Source organism: Janthinobacterium sp. BJB401 (genome assembly GCF_013372745.1).
Taxonomy (GTDB): Bacteria; Pseudomonadota; Gammaproteobacteria; order Burkholderiales; family Burkholderiaceae_D; genus Janthinobacterium; species Janthinobacterium rivuli.
The window spans coordinates 44,933-61,200 of the sequence record NZ_JABXFH010000009.1 but is presented as its reverse complement, the minus strand read 5'-3'; the positions used below and the strand labels follow the sequence as shown (position 1 = coordinate 61,200).

The following is a 16,268-nucleotide window of genomic DNA, read 5'->3' as shown; positions in this document are numbered from 1 at the left end:
AGAGCTGGCAATATAACAAAGCCGCGCAGGAAAGGACAGATTATCAGGCTGCGCTGCGCGCCTCCAGCAGCAACTGTCGTATCTCGGGCACGCAGGAGCCGCAATTGCCGCCCGCCTTGACGCAGGCCGTCACCTGCGCCGTCGTCGTCAGTTTTTGCTCCTGAATCGCGGCGCAAATGGTGTTGCGCCCCACGCCAAAGCACGAACACACGGTGGGACCGGCGTCGACGCCCTTGCCGATAGGCTGGCCCAGCAGCACGCCGGCGCGGTCCGCCGCATCCATTTGCGCGTGCGCGAACAGGCCCGCCAGCCAGCTGCGCGACGGCAGGTCGGGACGCGGCGAGACATACACGCATTGCGCGATGCGTCCCTCGTCCAGGTGCACGGCGCGGTACACGCCGGCGCTGGCGTCCGCGTAATCGAGCCAGTCGGCATTGTCGTCCGTGACGCCGAGCAGCGCGCGCGCCCAGGCGCCCAGATCCTCGATGCGCTGGCGGCCGGCCAGCTCGTAGCGCAAAAACTGCTCGCCCTGGATGCGCGTCCAGTGCGCCACGCCGTCCAGATTCAAGGGCGTGCGGCTGAGCACAAACGCATGCCAGTGCACGCGGAACTGCTCGATGCGCACGGGCGTATGCTTGAATTCGGGTTCGCCCGAGACGGGGTCGACGACCGGGTTGACGACGGCGCCCACGCGCGCATCGGACGCATTCGCGTCGCTCCAGTGGATCGGCACGAAGACCTGGCCGCGCGCAATGCCGCCGCCATGCACGACCCGCGCCACCATCGCGCCCCAGGCGCTGGTGATGCGCGCCAGCTCGCCTTCGCGCACGCTGTACAGCAGCGCATCCTGCGGGTGGAGGTCGATGAATGCTTCGGCGACGTGGCCCGACAGTTTCGCCGCCTTGCCCGTGCGCGTCATCGTGTGCCACTGGTCGCGCACCCGGCCCGTATTGAGGATGAGTGGATAGTCCTCGTCGGGCATGTTGCGCGGCGCGCGCGGCGCCGTCGCCACGAAACGCGCGCGGCCATCCGCATGCGCGAAGCGGCCGTCGCCGAACAGCCTGGCCTGATCCTGCGGCCACTGCTGCGGCGCCAGAGCATCGTAGCGAGCAGTATCCAGGCCGGCCAGATGGCCCAGATTGAACAGGCGCTTTGTGGCCCCGTTGTTGCGGAAAGCGGACAGGCGCGCGTGCTCATCGAAGATGGCTTGCGGCGACGTGAAATCGAAGCCGGCATAGCCCATGCGACGCGCCACGTCGCACAGCACGTCCCAGTCGGCGCGCGCTTCGCCGGGCGCCGGCAGGAAGGCCCGCTGGCGCGAGATGCGGCGCTCGGAATTGGTCACCGTGCCATCCTTTTCACCCCAGCCCAGGGCTGGCAGCAGCACGTCGGCATGGGCATTCGTGTCCGACCCGGCGCTGATGTCCGACACCACCACCAGTTCGCATTTATCGAGCGCGCGGCGCACCTGGTCGGCGTCCGGCATGCTGACCAGCGGATTGGTGGCGATGATCCACACGGCTTTGACTTTACCCGCCTCGATGGCGTGGAACAGGTCCACCGCCTTCAAGCCGGGCTGGCTGGCGATGCGCGGCGAGTCCCAGAAGGTTTGCACGGCCTCGCGGTGCAGCGGTTTTTCGAGATCCAGGTGCGCCGCCAGCATATTGGCCAGGCCGCCCACTTCGCGCCCGCCCATGGCGTTCGGCTGGCCCGTGAGGGAAAACGGCCCCATGCCGGGCTGGCCGATGCGCCCCGTCGCCAGATGGCAGTTGATGATGCTGTTGACCTTGTCCGTGCCGGAGGACGACTGGTTCACGCCCTGCGAAAAGGCCGTGACCACCTTGCGCGTGGCGGCAAACGCCTGGTAGAACGCCAGCAAGGCTTGCGGGTCGACCTTGCAGATGGCCGCCACCTGCAAGGGATCGCCGCAGTCCACGTGGGCGGCCGCCAGCGCCTCGTCGAGACCCGAACTGTGCCGCGTGACGAAATCATCGGCGATCACGCCCTCCTTCGCCAGATAGCACAGCAAACCGTTGAACAGCCACACGTCGGTGCCCGGTTTCACGGGCAGGTGCAAATCGGCCAGCTCGCAGGTGGCCGTGCGGCGCGGGTCGATCACCACCAGTTTCATGTGCGGCCGGCTTTCCTTGATACGCGTGATGCGCTGGAACAGGATCGGGTGGCACCAGGCCGTGTTCGAGCCCACCAGCACCACCATGTCCGCCAGTTCCAGGTCTTCATAGCAGCCCGGCACGATATCCTCGCCGAACGCGCGCTTGTGTCCCGCCACGGCCGACGACATGCACAGGCGCGAATTGGTGTCGATATTCGCGCTGCCCACATAGCCCTTCATGAATTTATTGGCGACGTAATAGTCTTCCGTCAGCAGCTGGCCCGAGACATACAGGGCCACGGCGTCGGGGCCGTGCTCGTTGATGATGGCGCGCAGGCCGCCGGCCACTTGGTCCAGCGCGGCATCCCAGGAAGCGCGCCGCAGGACGCCATCGACGCGCACCTGCGGCTGCAGCAAACGGTTGTCGAGGTCCAGGGTGTCGCCCAGGGCCGAGCCTTTCACGCACAGGCGGCCCTGGTTGGCCGGATGGTTGGTGTCGCCGGCGATGCGGATGGCGCCGTCGGGCAGGCGTGTCGCTTCCACGCCGCAGCCGACGCCGCAATACGGGCAAGTGGTTTTTACGGGCGTGCAGCTTGTCATGGGGAGGTCCTGTCAGGCGGCCTGGGCGCACAGCGCCTGGCCAAACAATAAATGGGCGCGCAGCTTGCTGATGTCGCGGCGCTGCTGGATCAGGTCGAAATACCAGGGACCGTCCTGCACGTCGCCATACAGCACGGCGCCAGCCAGGCGGTTGCCCTGCACCACCAGGCGCTTGTAGACGCCGCGGCGCGGATCGCGCAGCACCAGGTCTTCGCTGCCCTCGCCGCCGATGATGTCGCCAGCCGAGTACAGGTCGATGCCCGTCACTTTCAGTTTGGTGGCGCTGGCCTGCTGCACGTAGCGGCGGTGGCCTGCGCCGGCCAGGTGCGCGCCGCACACGCGCGCCTGCTCCCAGATGGGCGCGACCAGGCCGAAGGTGGCGCGCCGGTGCTGCACGCACTCGCCCACGGCGTACACGCGCGGATCGTAGCTTTGCAGGCAGTCGTCGACGACGATGGCCCGTTCGCAATGCAGGCCGGCCGCTTGCGCCAGCGCGATGTTGGGGCGCACGCCGGCCGTCATCACCACCAGGTCGGCGGGGATCGACGTGCCATCGGCAAAGCGAACTGCCTGCACCCGGTCGGTGCCGACAATTTCAGCCGTTTGCGCCTGCATCAAAAACCGCAGGCCGCGCGCTTCCAGCGCCGATTTCAGCAGCATCGACGCGGGCGCATCGAGCTGCTGGTTCATCAGGGCGCCGCTCATGTGCACGACGGTGACGTCCATGCCCTGGCGCTGCAAGCCGTTGGCCGCTTCCAGTCCCAGCAAGCCGCCGCCGATGACCACCGCGTGGCGGTGCGTGCGCGCCGCCTGCAGCATGGTGTCGACGTCGCTGATGTCGCGAAAACCGATCACGCCGGGCAGGTCGTGGCCTGGCACGGGCACGATGAAGGGCGTGGAGCCGGTGGCCAGCAGCAGGCGGTCATAGGCGACCGTGACGCCCGACAGCGATTGCACGGTGCGCGCCTTGCGGTCGATGCGCACCACGGGGTCGCCCGCGTGCAGGGTGATGCCGTTGTGCGCATACCAGTCGCGCGTGTGCAGCATGATGTCGTCCACCGACTTTTCGCCAGCCAGCACCGGGGAGAGCAGGATGCGGTTGTAATTACCGTGCGGTTCGGCGCCGAATACGGTGATGTCGTACAGGTCCGGCGCGAGTTTCAACAGTTCCTCGACCGTGCGCATGCCGGCCATGCCGTTGCCGACGACGACTAAAGACGGCCGCGCGGCGGTGTTCATATGGCCACCCACACCATGTCGGCAAACACGCGCGCGGGCCACGCAGCGACGGAATGCTCGGGCGCTTCGATGCACTCGCCGCTGGCCAGGTCGAAGTGCTGCTTGTAAATCGGCGACGCCACCACGACGCGCTCGCCGATGCTGCCCACGAGGCCCCGCGACAGCACGGAAGCGCCCGCGTTCGGGTCGACATTGTCGATGGCGTACACGCGCGGCGCCGCATCGCCGACGCGGAAGACGGCCACGTGGCGCCCATTCAGCAGCGCGCATACGCCCGTGTCGGGCACGATGTCGGCCAAGGGGCAGATGGCGACCCAGTTGTCGGCGGTGGCGCCGGAAAGTTCATTCATCGCATTCATGGCTCAAGCCTCCACGGCAAGGATGGGGATCACGGTGCTGCGGCGTTCCATCTCGGTGGCGGGCCGGATCTGGCCCCGCTCTTCGACGAACACCACGTTTTCATCGTTCTTCTCGCTGTTGACGAAGTGGCGGAAGCGCTGGCGCACGGCGGGGTTGGACACTGCTTCCTTCCACTCGCAAGCATAGGTGTCGACCACGTGCTGCATGTCCGCTTCCAGTTCCGCCGCCATGCCCAGGCTGTCGTCGATGATGACGCGCTTGAGGTAATCGAGGCCGCCTTCCAGGTTGTCGCGCCATACGCTGGTGCGCTGCAGGCGGTCGGCCGTGCGCACGTAAAACATCAGGAAGCGGTCGACATAGCGCACCAGGGTGGCTTCATCAAGATCGGAGGCGATCAGTTCCGCATGGCGCGGCTTCATGCCGCCATTGCCGCACACGTACAAATTCCAGCCCTTTTCCGTGGCGATCAGGCCGATGTCCTTGCCCTGCGCCTCGGCGCATTCGCGCGTGCAGCCGGAAACGCCGAACTTGATCTTGTGCGGCGTGCGCAAGCCCTTGTAGCGGTTTTCCAGCTGGATCGCAAAACCCACGCTGTCGGCCACGCCATAGCGGCACCAGGTGGAGCCGACGCACGATTTGACCGTGCGCAGCGACTTGCCGTAAGCGTGGCCCGATTCGAAGCCGGCCGCGATCAGTTCTTCCCAGATGGCCGGCAACTGGTCGACTCTTGCGCCGAACAGGTCGACCCGCTGGCCGCCCGTGATTTTCGTGTAGAGACCGTATTTTTTCGCCACCATGCCCACGGCGATCAAGCCATCGGCCGTCACTTCGCCGCCCGGCATGCGCGGCACCACCGAGTACGTGCCATCCTTCTGGATATTGCCGAGGAAGTAATCGTTACTGTCCTGCAGGCTGGCGTGCACGGGAGACAGGACGAAATCGTTCCAGCACGAAGCGAGGATATTCGCCGCCACGGGCTTGCACACGTCGCAACCGAGACCCTGGCCATGGGCGGACAGCAGCGCGCCGAAGCTGCGGATTTTTCCCACGCGTACCAGGTGGTGCAATTCCTGGCGCGAGTACGCAAAGTGCTCGCACACGTGGTTGTTGACGGCCAGGCCCTGCTTCTGCATTTCCGCCTTCATGATCTGCGTGACCAAAGGCACGCAGCCGCCGCAAGCGGTGCCGGCTTTCGTGCAGCTTTTCAGGGCGCCGATGGTGGTGGCGCCCTCGGCGACGGCCGCGCACAGCGCGCCTTTCGACACGTCGTTGCACGAGCAGATTTGCGCCGACTCGGGCAAGGCGTCCACGCCCAGGCCCACCTTTTGCTGGCCATCCGCCTGCGGCAAGATCAGGAACTCGGGGAATTCCGGCAGCTCGATTTTATTGAGCATCATCTGCAGCAAGGTGCCGTACTCGCTGGCGTCGCCCACCATCACGCCGCCCAGCAGGTATTTGCCGCAATCGGAGACGACGATTTTCTTGTAGATCTGCTTGCGTTCATCCATGAACTGGTAGGAGCGGCTGCCCGGCGCATTGCCGTGCGGGTCGCCCAGGCTGGCCACGTCCACGCCCATCAGTTTGAGCTTGGTGCTCATGTCGGCGCCCTTGAACGTGGCTTCGCCCTCTTCCTGGAGCACATGGCGCGCCGCGATGCGGGCCATCTCGTAGCCTGGCGCCACCAGGCCGAAGACCAGGCCGCCCCACAGCGCGCATTCACCGATCGCATAGATATCGGGATCGGACGTGACGCAGCTGTCGTCGATGGCGATGCCGCCGCGCGGTCCCACCTCCAGGCCGCAGGCGCGCGCCAGTTCGTCGCGCGGGCGGATGCCGGCCGAGAAGACGATCATGTCCGCTTCCAGGTGGCTGCCGTCGGCGAACTGCATGCGGTGCGTGGCCGATTCGCCGTCGACGATGGCCAGGGTATTTTTTTGCGTGTGCACGGTCACGCCCAGCTCTTCGATCTTGCGGCGCAGGACGCGCGCGCCGCCTTCGTCGACCTGCACGGCCATCAGGCGCGGCGCGAATTCCACCACGTGAGTGTCGAGCTTCAAATCGCGCAAGGCTTTCGCGCATTCGAGGCCCAGCAATCCCCCGCCGATCACCACGCCAGTTGTTGACTTTCCACCCCAGGCCAGCATGGCTTCCAGGTCTTCGATGGTGCGGTAGACGAAGCAGCCTTCTCTATCCTTGCCCGGCAGCGGCGGCACGAACGGCGTCGAGCCGGTGGCGAATACCAGCTTGTCGTAGGCCAGCACTTCACCGGTGCTGGCCGTGACGGTTTTCGCCACGCGGTCGATGGACACGGCGCGCGCATTGAGCTTCAACACAACGTTGCCCTTGTCGAAAAAGCCGGGCGCCACCAGCGACAGGTCGTCCGCCGATTTGCCGCTGAAAAATTCGGACAGGTGCACCCTGTCGTAGGCGGGGCGCGGCTCTTCGCACAAGACCGTCACGGACAGGCGCGTATTGTTTTCCAGCGCCAGCCGTTCAAGGAATTTGTGTCCGACCATGCCATGACCAAGGACGACGATGTTCAAGGGGTGGTTCATGCTTGTCTCCTCAGGCCGCGGCCATGTTCGGTTCGGCTGCTACACGGGTAAAGCGCACGGCGATGGCGCACAGGGCCGAGATCACGACCAAGGCGCTCAGGATGATCAGGGTCTGGCGGATGTCGCCCGTGCCCTTCATCAGGAATCCGGCCGCCACGGCGCCCACGTTGCCGCCGGCGCCGATGATGCCGGCCACGCCGCCCAGTGCCTTGCTGTCGATGAAAGGCACCAGCGCGTAGGTCGCGCCGCACGCCATGTGGGTGAACAGGCCGAAGACCAGCATGGCGATGACGGCCCAGGTGACGCTATCGACCTTGGCAAACCACAGCAGGCCCACGCCTTCGCCGATCATCAGCATGAACAGCAGGGTCACGCGGCTGTTCAGGTTGCCGCGCAGGGCCAATTTATCCGACATCCAGCCGCCCAAGGCACGGGCAAACAGGGCCAGCAAGCCGAAGCTGCCGGCGGCCAGGCCGGCCGATTTCAGGGACAGGCCGAAATGGTCGACGTAGTACACGGCGGCGATGTTGTGGATGAAGATTTCGATGCCGAAGCAGGCGCCGTAGGTGACGAACAGCAGCCAGACGCGGTAATTGGAACTGGCCGCCTTGAAGCTGTCCCAGCCCCCCTTTTTACCACCCTCGATGGCGGTGCCTGCGGCGCGCAAGTCCGAGTAATTACCTTCAGGGCAATCCTGCGTATAGCGCCAGTAGAGGACCGCCATCACCAGCATCAGCACGCCCGGCACCAGCAGGGCCACGCGCCAGCCCAGCGATTCGGACACGCCCAGCATTACCACGGCACCGAGCAGCAGCGGCATCAACGCCTGCGCCGCACCGCCGCCCGCATTGCCCCAGCCGGCGGCGGCCGCGTTGGCCGTGCCGACAACACGCGGGGCGAACATCACGGAGGTGTGATATTGCGTGATGACAAAGCTGGCGCCGACAGCACCGATGCCCAGGCGGAAGAACAGAAAGCTTTCATAGCTTTGCGAAGCGGCCACGCCCAGCACGGGAATGGCGCCCAGCAGCAGCAAGCCCGTGTAGGTCTTGCGCGGGCCGTAGCGGTCGCACAAGGGCCCGACGATCAGGCGCACGAGGATGGTGATGGCGACGGCCGCGATATTGATGTTCGCCACTTGCGCCAAGGAAAGGCCGAACTCTCCCTTGATGACCGGCATCAGGGGAGCGCAGGCGAACCAGGCGAAGAAACACACGAAGAATGCCATCCACGTCAGGTGGAATGCGCGCATGGGTGGCGTGGCGAGGGAGAAGAGCGCGATGCGCGTTGCTTTTTGGCTGGCCATATAGGTTCCCGAAGTATCCCGAAAATAACAAAAATGCAAACAAAAACGGCGCCCGCCCCACCGATGAAAAATCAGCCTGGGCGGACGCCGTTGTCCATGTGGTCCGTCGTTGGACCGTTGTGCGTTTATTCAGGGGATCGCCGTTGATCCGTAACTCTTGTGTAGCAAGCGCCGTGCCAGCTTGCCGCACGGGCAGACGCCCTTATCGATACGAGGTTTGCGCCAGATCATGGCCAATCACGGTGCAAGCACGCCACTTGCTGGTGCATGCGGGAACCAGTACGTGGCATTTCTTGTCTAAACCACATCTGAAGCAGTAGCGGGAGGCCACGATGGTCAAGACACTGCGACGACGACGCTTAAGGCCACCTTGGCCGCCATGGCTGGCATGTGCGTGCGCCGGGCTGTTGCTGATGGCGTGGAGCAACACTGCCGCCGCGCAAGAGCCGAAGGAACACAGCGAGCTCGATGCCACCGTCGTCGCGCCCTTTCAGGCCGCGCGCGGCGAGCGGGTCACGCAGGCGCGCACATTTGTCCTGCGCCTAGCCTATCCCGACGAGGGGCGCTCGCATGCCGTGCGCTGGAGCCTGACCTTGTCCGGCCCGGGGCCGCAAGGGGCCGTGCTGCGGCGCTGGTCGGGCACGGAACAGGTGGGGACCAAAGGCAAAAGCGTAAACTTGCCCTGGGATGGCCGCGCCGACGCCGATGCGCGCGAACGCAGGGTGCTGGCGCCCGACGGCCTATACCAACTGCGTCTGCTGGCCGTGGCCGATGCCGGCACGCCGCAGGAGGCGCAGGTGGAACAGCAATGGCACGTCCAGGTGAAGCGTGGCGCCAGCACGGCGCCCAGGGTACCCGCCTTCCAGGCCGGCCTGCAACAACTGCCCAGCCTGGAAGGCCAGTCCGCCTACCGCATCGTCTACGCCAACCTGCACAGCCAGACGCGCCACAGCGACGGCGGCGCGGCGCTCGACGCCTGCCGTAGCGCGCAAGACCCGCAAACGGCGCCCTTCGGCCCCATCGATGCCTATAAATATGCGCAAGAACACGGACTCGACGCCCTGCTGACATCCGAGCACAATCACATGTACGACGGCTCGGACGGCACCAACGCCGCTGCCACTGCCGCCGAAGCGACAGCCCTGTACCAGACGGGCCTGGCCGAAGCGGCCGCGTATTCGGCCGCCCACCCCGGCTTTCTGGCCCTGTACGGCATGGAATGGGGCGTCATCAACAAGGGCGGCCACCTGAACATTTTCAATAGCGAGCAATTGCTGGGCTGGGAACGCAATGCCCTGGGCGAATTGCTGGCCGACGTGGAAACGCCGAAGGGCGATTACGCGGGCCTGTACCGCTTGATGCGCGAACGGGGCTGGATCGGCCAGTTCAACCACCCGGCGCCAGCGGGCCAGTTTCTCGTCAACGGCCAGCCGCTCGGCTACACGCCGGACGGCGACGCGGCCATGGTGCTGTGCGAAGTCATGAACACGTCCGCGTTTTCCACGAATGACGAGGAAACGGAAAACCGGCGCAGCAATTACGAGGCGGCCTGCAACCGGGCCCTGACGGCCGGCTACCACGTGGCTTTCAGCAGCAACCAGGACAACCACTGCGCCAACTGGGGGGCGTCGTATGGCAACCGCACGGCCGTGCTGGTGGCCAGCCCGGCCGCCGGCACGCCCGTTTCACGCGACAGCTTCCTCGACGCGCTGCGCGCGCGCCGCGTCTACGCCACCATGGACAAGCACGCGCAACTGCTGTTCACGGCGAATGGCAGGCTGATGGGTGAGCGCTTCGACAACCACGGCCCCCTGCGCCTGGCCACCCATTTCAGCAACAGCGCGGGACGGCAAGCGGCCGACGTCGCCATCTTCCACGGCGTACCGGGCGGCAACGGTTCCGTTACCCCCATCTCGGACCAGGCCGAGCTCACCGTCACGCCCGCGCCCGGCCCCCATTTCTATTACGCGCGCCTGACGCAAGACGATGGCAACATCGTCTGGTCGGCACCCGTGTGGGTCAATCAGTTGCCGTGATGGCGACAGGGCGGGCGGCATGCTGGGCCATCAATTCGGCCACCCAGTCGATAAAGACGCGCAGTTTCTTGCTGACATGGCGGTTCGGCGGATAGGCAAGATAGAGCGGCATGGGATCGACCGTCCATGCCGGGAACAGCGGCAGCAGTTCGCCCCTGGCCAGGTGCGCGCGCGCCATATAATCGGGCAGCCACAGCACGCCCAGCCCCGCCACCCCGGCCGCCAGGTAGGCGTTGCCGTCGTCGATCGACAGCACGTACTGGCCATGGATCTTGACGCTCTGGCCCTCGCGGTGCATCACGTAGGGAAAGCCGTTGCCGCTGCGCCCCCAGCGAAAGCGCACGATGCGGTGCGCGCTGTCCTGCAAGTCCAGCGGATGCAAGGGCGTGCCCACCCGTTGCAGGTAGGCTGGCGCCGCATACACGCCCAGCGGCAAGTCGGCGAGCTTGCGCGCCATCAGCGACTGGTCGGTGATGGCACCGCCGCGTATCACGCAATCGACATTGTCGGCGATCACGTCGACCATGCGGTCGCTGGCGCCCATGTCGAGCACGATATCAGGATACAGCGCATGAAACCCGGGCAGCGCAGGCATCAGCAGCAAGGCGGCGAACGGACTGGGCACGTCCACCCGCAACTGGCCCCGCGGCAAGGCGGCGGCATGCGGCAAGCTCGTTTCGATTTCTTCCAGGGTATCGAGCACCTGCACGATGCGCTCGTAGTAGGCGGCGCCATCGGCCGTCACATTGACCTTGCGCGTGGTGCGGTTCAGCAGTTTCAGGCGCAGCCGCGCTTCGAGCTGCTGCACCAGCTGCGTCACCGTGGTGCGGCTCATGTGCAAGGTCGCGGCCGCCCGCGTAAAACTGCCCGTCTCGACCACCCGCACGAACGCCTTCATCGCATCAAACCTGTCCATTCGCACCTCCGCCATTCGATTGTTTGGATTATACAAACAGTGCAGACGATTCTGGCCGCTTTATCAGCAGGCCGGCAGCAGATAAAGTGTTCCCCAGGCAGCAACTTCGCTGCATCAACAAAGGAAAGCTGATGAAACGCGACGTCGTATTCCCTCCGGGCCGCCAAGCCCTGTATGAACAGAACCGTTATTCGCCCGCCGTGCGCGCCAACGGCCTGCTGTTTGTCTCCGGCCAGGTCGGCAGCCGCGAAGACGGCTCGCCCGAACCCGGACTCGAGGCCCAGGTCCGGCGCGCCTTCGACAACCTGAACGCCATCTTGCAAGCCGCCGGCTGCACTTTCGACGACGTGCAGGACGTGACCATTTTTATCGTCGACCCGCAGGCTAACTTCCAGCGCATCTGGGATATCGTGCAGGCAGAGTATTGGGGCCAGGCGCCGCACCCGACGGTGACGGCCGTGGGCGTGACGTGGCTGTATGGTTTCCAGTTCGAAATCAAGGTGGTGGCAAAGTTGCCGGGCTAGCACACTGCATCCGGAAGCGTGCAGGGAAGTGGCAGCAGGCTTTCCCTCGCACGATTGCCCGCCGCAAGGTGCGCTGGCACTGATCTATGGCAACATTGCGCAACCGCCCCATGCCAGGAAACGGAATGAAACCAAAAGCGCTGATCATCGCCAATATTGAAGAATACTTGCTAGAGCCGCTGAGCGCAGCTGGCTTCAAGTTCTCGCCAGGCCAGCTGACCTTCAAGCGAGCACAGGACGAATTCGTCCAGGCCATCCATTTCCAGGCCAACCGCCATAACGAAGAGGATGTCTGCGCAGCATTCTGGAGCCACTATCAGGTCTCGTCCAGAGCCTGTACAAGCTGGCACAAGGCGCGTTACGGCTATGAACCTGTCAACAATATCGTTGGCGAGGTGGCGGACTGGAATATCAAAAACTGGCAATTCCCTGTCATCGATGGCAAACAGGACAAAGAACACCAGCTCGTCGATCCGGCCCATCGGGCAACAGTCATGGCCTGCCTGCGGGACAATCTGCTGCAGTTGGCGATTCCCTGGCTAGACCACCATTCCAACTGGGAAAATGCAGCCCTGGCCCTGGTTGAAGCGCACGACTCGCATGCCAGGGCCTGCGATTTCTATCTGATGGCCGGCAAGCAGGAACTAGCCTTGTGGGCCTTGAACGAAGGCATTGCCTACTGGGAAAGAAACCCCAAGGCATCTTATCCGCAAGAAAAAGAGGAAATCGCTTTGCGCATGGAGAAATACGTCCATGCCTGAAATCACGTGCCCCTACGACGGCGACTGCGGGCGCCGCTTCGCCCCCAGCGCAATGGATGCCGCGGATGGCGCGTTTTTAACAACGGCTATCGCCAAAAAAATGACCTTCATGTTCCTGCACTGCCCCGCATGTGCAAGGATGTTCCAGTTCAATCCCGTCGCCTGGACGGCGCAGGCTTGTGAGGCGGTCGCGCCGAAGGCCGCCCGGCCAGCGAAGAAAAGCGGCAAGCAGCTGGAGAAATTGCTGGCAAGGGAAAAAGTGGCCCTGCCCCTGGCCTATCTCGAGCACCTGCGCAGTGGAAAGCCGCGTTCCGATGTGGCGGTTGACAGCGATGAAGATCACTTCACGCTGTACAGCCTGGACCAGCTATGTCAAGACGTCGATGTGAATGGAAGCAGCTATCTGGCAGTCAGGCAGCTGGCAGGCTTTGCGCAGACGCTGGCGCAAGCGGCGGGAGCGGCTTCGAAGCAGGCAGCACCGTTCAGTCCTGCCGAGCTGGCGGCTTGCCTGGCCATCGGCGAGGAAGCCACGCGCATCCTGTTCATCGACAGCCGCGACAACGATACATTGTGGATTTATCACCCTGACGGCGGCGATGTCGACAGGACGCGGCTCACAGTGAGTGCATTGCTCGGGCTTGGCGCCCCTTGAGGGCGCAACACGCCGCAGATTCTGCGGCCTGCCTCCATTCCAGCAAACAATATTTGAAAAACATGTTATTTTTTAAATAGTCGTTCATAGACACTGGTTCCCCACAGCAATCCATGGCACCATGGATGCGCCGTTTTGCCTGCAACGCGGCCTCCATCGGACCAACCAGGAACCCTCTATGTCGTCATATCGCACTCTCGCCGGCAGCATGCTGCTCGGCCTGGCCGCAGCGGGCATTGCCCATGCGCAAGCTCCTTCTGCCGCCGCCACTGCTCCAGCCGATCCCCATTTGTGGCTGGAAGAAGTCCTCGGCGACAAGCCGCTGGCCTGGGTCAGGCAACACAACGCCGTCGCCACCAAAGAGCTGGAGGCCCAGCCCGGCTTCCCGGCCCTGCAGGCGCGCCTGAAAACCATTCTCAACTCGAAGGAACGCATTCCCTACGTCAGCAAGGAAGGCGAGTTTTACTACAACTTCTGGCGCGATGCCCAGCACGTGCGCGGCATCTGGCGCCGCACCACGCTGGCGCAGTACCAGCTGGCCGAACCCGCCTGGGAAACCGTGATCGACCTCGACCAGCTGGCCGCCGGCGAGAGTGAAAACTGGGTCTGGGGCGGCGCCTCCTGCCTGTATCCGAAGGGCGAACGCTGCCTCATTTCCCTGTCGCGCGGCGGCGGCGACGCCAAGGTGGTGCGCGAATACGACGTGGCCAAGCGCGCCTTTGTCGACGGCGGCTTCACCCTGCCCGAAGCGAAGGGCAGCGCCAGCTGGATCGACCAGGATACCCTGTTCGTCTCCACCGATTTCGGCCCCGGCTCGATGACCAGCTCCGGCTACCCGCGCATCATCAAGCAGTGGCAGCGCGGCACGCCGCTGGCGCAGGCGCAAACCTTGTACGAAGCCAAACCCGACGACCTGAGCGCCGGCGCCTACAAGGATTTCACGCCCGGCCACGAACACCAGTTCATCGAGCGGCAAATCGATTTCTATAGCGGCGAAATGTTCCTGCGCGACGGCGCCGAATTGAAAAAAGTGCCGAAACCGGACGACTCCACCGCCTTCACCGTGCGCGACCAGCTGGTCATCACCCTGCGCTCGGACTGGAAGGTCAATGGCACGACCTATGTGCAAGGCTCCTTGCTGGCCACGGATTTCAAGGCCTTCATGCAGGGCAAGCAGGAACTGGAAGTGCTGTACGCGCCCACGGCCACGTCGTCGCTGGACAATGTCACGGCGACCAAGTCGGCCATCCTCGTGACCACCCTGGACAAAGTGAAAAACCGCCTGACGGAACTGCGCCACGTGAACGGCAAGTGGCAGCGCCGCGCCGTCGATGCGCCGAAGCTGGGCACCCTGGCCGTCAGCGCGCTCGACCCGGTCGACTCGGACCAGTACTTCCTGACGGTGACCGACTTCCTCAACCCGACCACCCTCTACCTGGCCACGGCGCAAAGCGACAAGCGCACGAAAATCAAGTCGCTGCCCGCCTACTACGACGCGGCGCCGTACAAGGTGGAGCAGTTCGAATCGACGTCGAAGGATGGCACGAAGGTGCCGTATTTCGCCATCATGGGCAAGAAGACCAAGTTCGACGGCAGCAACCCCACGGTGCTGTATGGCTATGGCGGCTTTGAAGTGTCGCTGAAACCGAGCTACAGCGGCACCACGGGCGTGGCGTGGCTGGAAAAAGGCGGCGTGTACGTGCTGGCGAATATCCGCGGCGGCGGTGAATTCGGTCCCCGCTGGCACCAGGCGGCGCTGAAGGAGAACCGCCAGCGCGCGTATGACGATTTCATCTCGGTGGCGCAAGACCTGATCAAGCGCAAGGTCACCAGCCCTCGCCACCTGGGCATCATGGGCGGCAGCAATGGCGGCCTGCTGACGGGCGCCGTGCTGGTACAGCGTCCCGACCTGTTCAACGCCGTCGTCAGCCAGGTGCCGCTGCTCGACATGCGCCGCTATAACAAGATGCTGGCGGGCGCCTCGTGGATGGGAGAATACGGCGACCCGGACGTGGCGGAGCAATGGGCCTACATCAGCAAGTACTCGCCGTACCAGAACGTCTTCAAGGACAAGAAATATCCGCGCGTGCTGTTTACCACCTCGACGCGTGACGACCGGGTCCACCCCGGCCATGCACGCAAGATGGTGGCGAAGATGGAAGAGCAAGGCCACGACGTGCTGTACTGGGAAAACACGGAAGGCGGCCATGCGGGCGCGGCCAATAACGACCAGCAGGCGCTGATGTGGGCGCTGACCTACACCTTCCTGCTGGAGCAGCTGAAGTAAAGTGGTGGTGTCGGATTACGCGTTCACGCGCCTCGGCGGCCCCGCTAATCCGACCTGCCCGGCTACTTCGCCTGCGCGCTGGGGCGCTCGGCGATGCGGTCGCGGTAGGCCTGCAGATTGGACAAGCCTTCCGCGCCTGGCCGGTACTTCATCAGGCCGCGCGCGAATTCCAGCGCGCAGAAGGCCGTGATGTCGGCAATCGTAAACCGGTCGCCGGCGATGTACGGCTGCTGCGCCAGCACCTGGTCCAGCCATTGCGCCGTCTCGCGCAACTTGCCCGCTTGCGCCGTGGCGAAATCGGGAAACTGCGGGTTTTCCAGCGCCACCAAGGCCGGATGGCCATGGCGTACCCAGTTGGCGGCGGCGCTGAACAAATGCAATTCCACGCGGCGGTCGGCCATCTCGATAAACGCGCGCTCCTCGTAACCTTCGCCCATCAGGTTCGGCTGCGGCTGCAAGCCTTCCAGGTAAGTGCAGATGGCGCGCGTCTCGGTCAGCACGCGCCCGTCCGCCAATTCCAGCACGGGCACGCGGCCCAGCGGGTTTTTCGCCAGGAAGGCGGGATCGCGGTGCTGGCCCGCCATCAGGTCGAGCGCCACTTCCTCGATGCCGGTGATGCCCTTCTCGGCGATGAACATGGTGACGCGGCGCGGATTGGGCGTGCGGGGGCTGATGGTCAGTTTCATGTGCTTGGGTCTCGTCTCGTTATGGTGTTGGACTATCGGCTGCGGCACCAGCCTGTGGCAATGCAGCCAGGCGCCCATCATACCAGCGCACCGCCATGGTGCGGCATCCCTGGCGCGTTGACTTTGCCCCCGTTTCCACTTAGATTGCTGTACGGGAACGCTGGCTGTCAGTTCAGCGATGTCCCGCTACCGCCATCCACGCTCGCGGCCTACCCGGCTGGCGGGCGTTTTAC

Annotated in this window: 12 protein-coding genes; 5 read left to right on the top strand and 7 right to left on the bottom strand. The window is 64.5% G+C overall.

Translation table 11 applies throughout. From position 1 onward, the window contains the following. Positions 1-43 precede the first annotated feature (43 nt). From HWE17_RS08460 to HWE17_RS08440, 5 genes are read right to left on the bottom strand one after another with little or no spacing between them, the layout of a single operon-like run. Positions 44-2,713, bottom strand: coding sequence for a nitrate reductase (locus HWE17_RS08460; RefSeq protein ID WP_176388464.1), 2,670 nt, complete (start codon positions 2,711-2,713; stop codon positions 44-46). Between the two features lie 12 nt (positions 2,714-2,725). Then, entirely contained in the window at positions 2,726-3,952 is a 1,227-nt protein-coding gene (locus tag HWE17_RS08455) for an NAD(P)/FAD-dependent oxidoreductase (protein ID WP_176388463.1), read from the bottom strand. Continuing rightward, the gene (gene nirD, locus HWE17_RS08450; protein ID WP_099378652.1) at positions 3,949-4,302 is read right to left on the bottom strand and encodes a nitrite reductase small subunit NirD; all 354 of its coding nucleotides are present in this window, start codon (positions 4,300-4,302) and stop codon (positions 3,949-3,951) included. The genes HWE17_RS08455 and nirD overlap by 4 nt, the downstream gene beginning before the upstream one ends. Before the next feature lie 12 nt (positions 4,303-4,314). Then, positions 4,315-6,867: a nitrite reductase large subunit NirB gene (gene nirB / locus HWE17_RS08445; protein WP_176388462.1), complete on the bottom strand. Its 2,553-nt coding sequence runs from the start codon at positions 6,865-6,867 to the stop codon at positions 4,315-4,317. Positions 6,868-6,877: 10 nt separating this feature from the next. Further along, on the bottom strand, positions 6,878-8,173 hold the full coding sequence (locus HWE17_RS08440; protein WP_176388461.1) for an MFS transporter: 1,296 nt from the start codon (positions 8,171-8,173) through the stop codon (positions 6,878-6,880). 413 nt (positions 8,174-8,586) lie between these two features. Between HWE17_RS08440 and HWE17_RS08435 the strand changes: the two genes are divergently transcribed. After that, entirely contained in the window at positions 8,587-10,209 is a 1,623-nt protein-coding gene (locus HWE17_RS08435; RefSeq protein ID WP_255206162.1) for a CehA/McbA family metallohydrolase, read from the top strand. On the opposite strand, the gene HWE17_RS08430 is transcribed toward HWE17_RS08435, so the two are convergent. Continuing rightward, a complete protein-coding gene (locus HWE17_RS08430) occupies positions 10,193-11,125 on the bottom strand; it encodes a LysR family transcriptional regulator (RefSeq protein WP_176388459.1) in 933 nt (310 codons plus the stop codon). The genes HWE17_RS08435 and HWE17_RS08430 overlap by 17 nt on opposite strands. A 128-nt stretch (positions 11,126-11,253) precedes the next feature. On the opposite strand from HWE17_RS08430, the gene HWE17_RS08425 reads away from it, so the two are divergent. From HWE17_RS08425 to HWE17_RS08410, 4 genes are all read left to right on the top strand, one after another. Continuing rightward, complete coding sequence (locus HWE17_RS08425; RefSeq protein ID WP_099400537.1) at positions 11,254-11,649, top strand: RidA family protein; 396 nt, start codon at positions 11,254-11,256, stop codon at positions 11,647-11,649. 125 nt (positions 11,650-11,774) lie between these two features. Further along, entirely contained in the window at positions 11,775-12,410 is a 636-nt protein-coding gene (locus HWE17_RS08420) for a DUF4304 domain-containing protein (RefSeq protein ID WP_176388458.1), read from the top strand. Positions 12,411-12,462: 52 nt separating this feature from the next. Next, positions 12,463-13,062 carry a hypothetical protein gene (locus HWE17_RS08415; RefSeq protein ID WP_176388457.1) on the top strand — a complete coding sequence of 200 codons (600 nt, stop codon included), beginning with the start codon at positions 12,463-12,465 and terminating at the stop codon, positions 13,060-13,062. Between the two features lie 178 nt (positions 13,063-13,240). Next, positions 13,241-15,349, top strand: coding sequence for a prolyl oligopeptidase family protein (locus HWE17_RS08410; protein ID WP_255206161.1), 2,109 nt, complete (start codon positions 13,241-13,243; stop codon positions 15,347-15,349). A gap of 62 nt (positions 15,350-15,411) precedes the next feature. Here the strand turns inward: HWE17_RS08410 and HWE17_RS08405 are convergent, their stop codons facing one another. Next, positions 15,412-16,035 carry a glutathione S-transferase family protein gene (locus HWE17_RS08405; protein ID WP_176388456.1) on the bottom strand — a complete coding sequence of 208 codons (624 nt, stop codon included), beginning with the start codon at positions 16,033-16,035 and terminating at the stop codon, positions 15,412-15,414. Between the last annotated feature and the right edge of the window lie 233 nt (positions 16,036-16,268).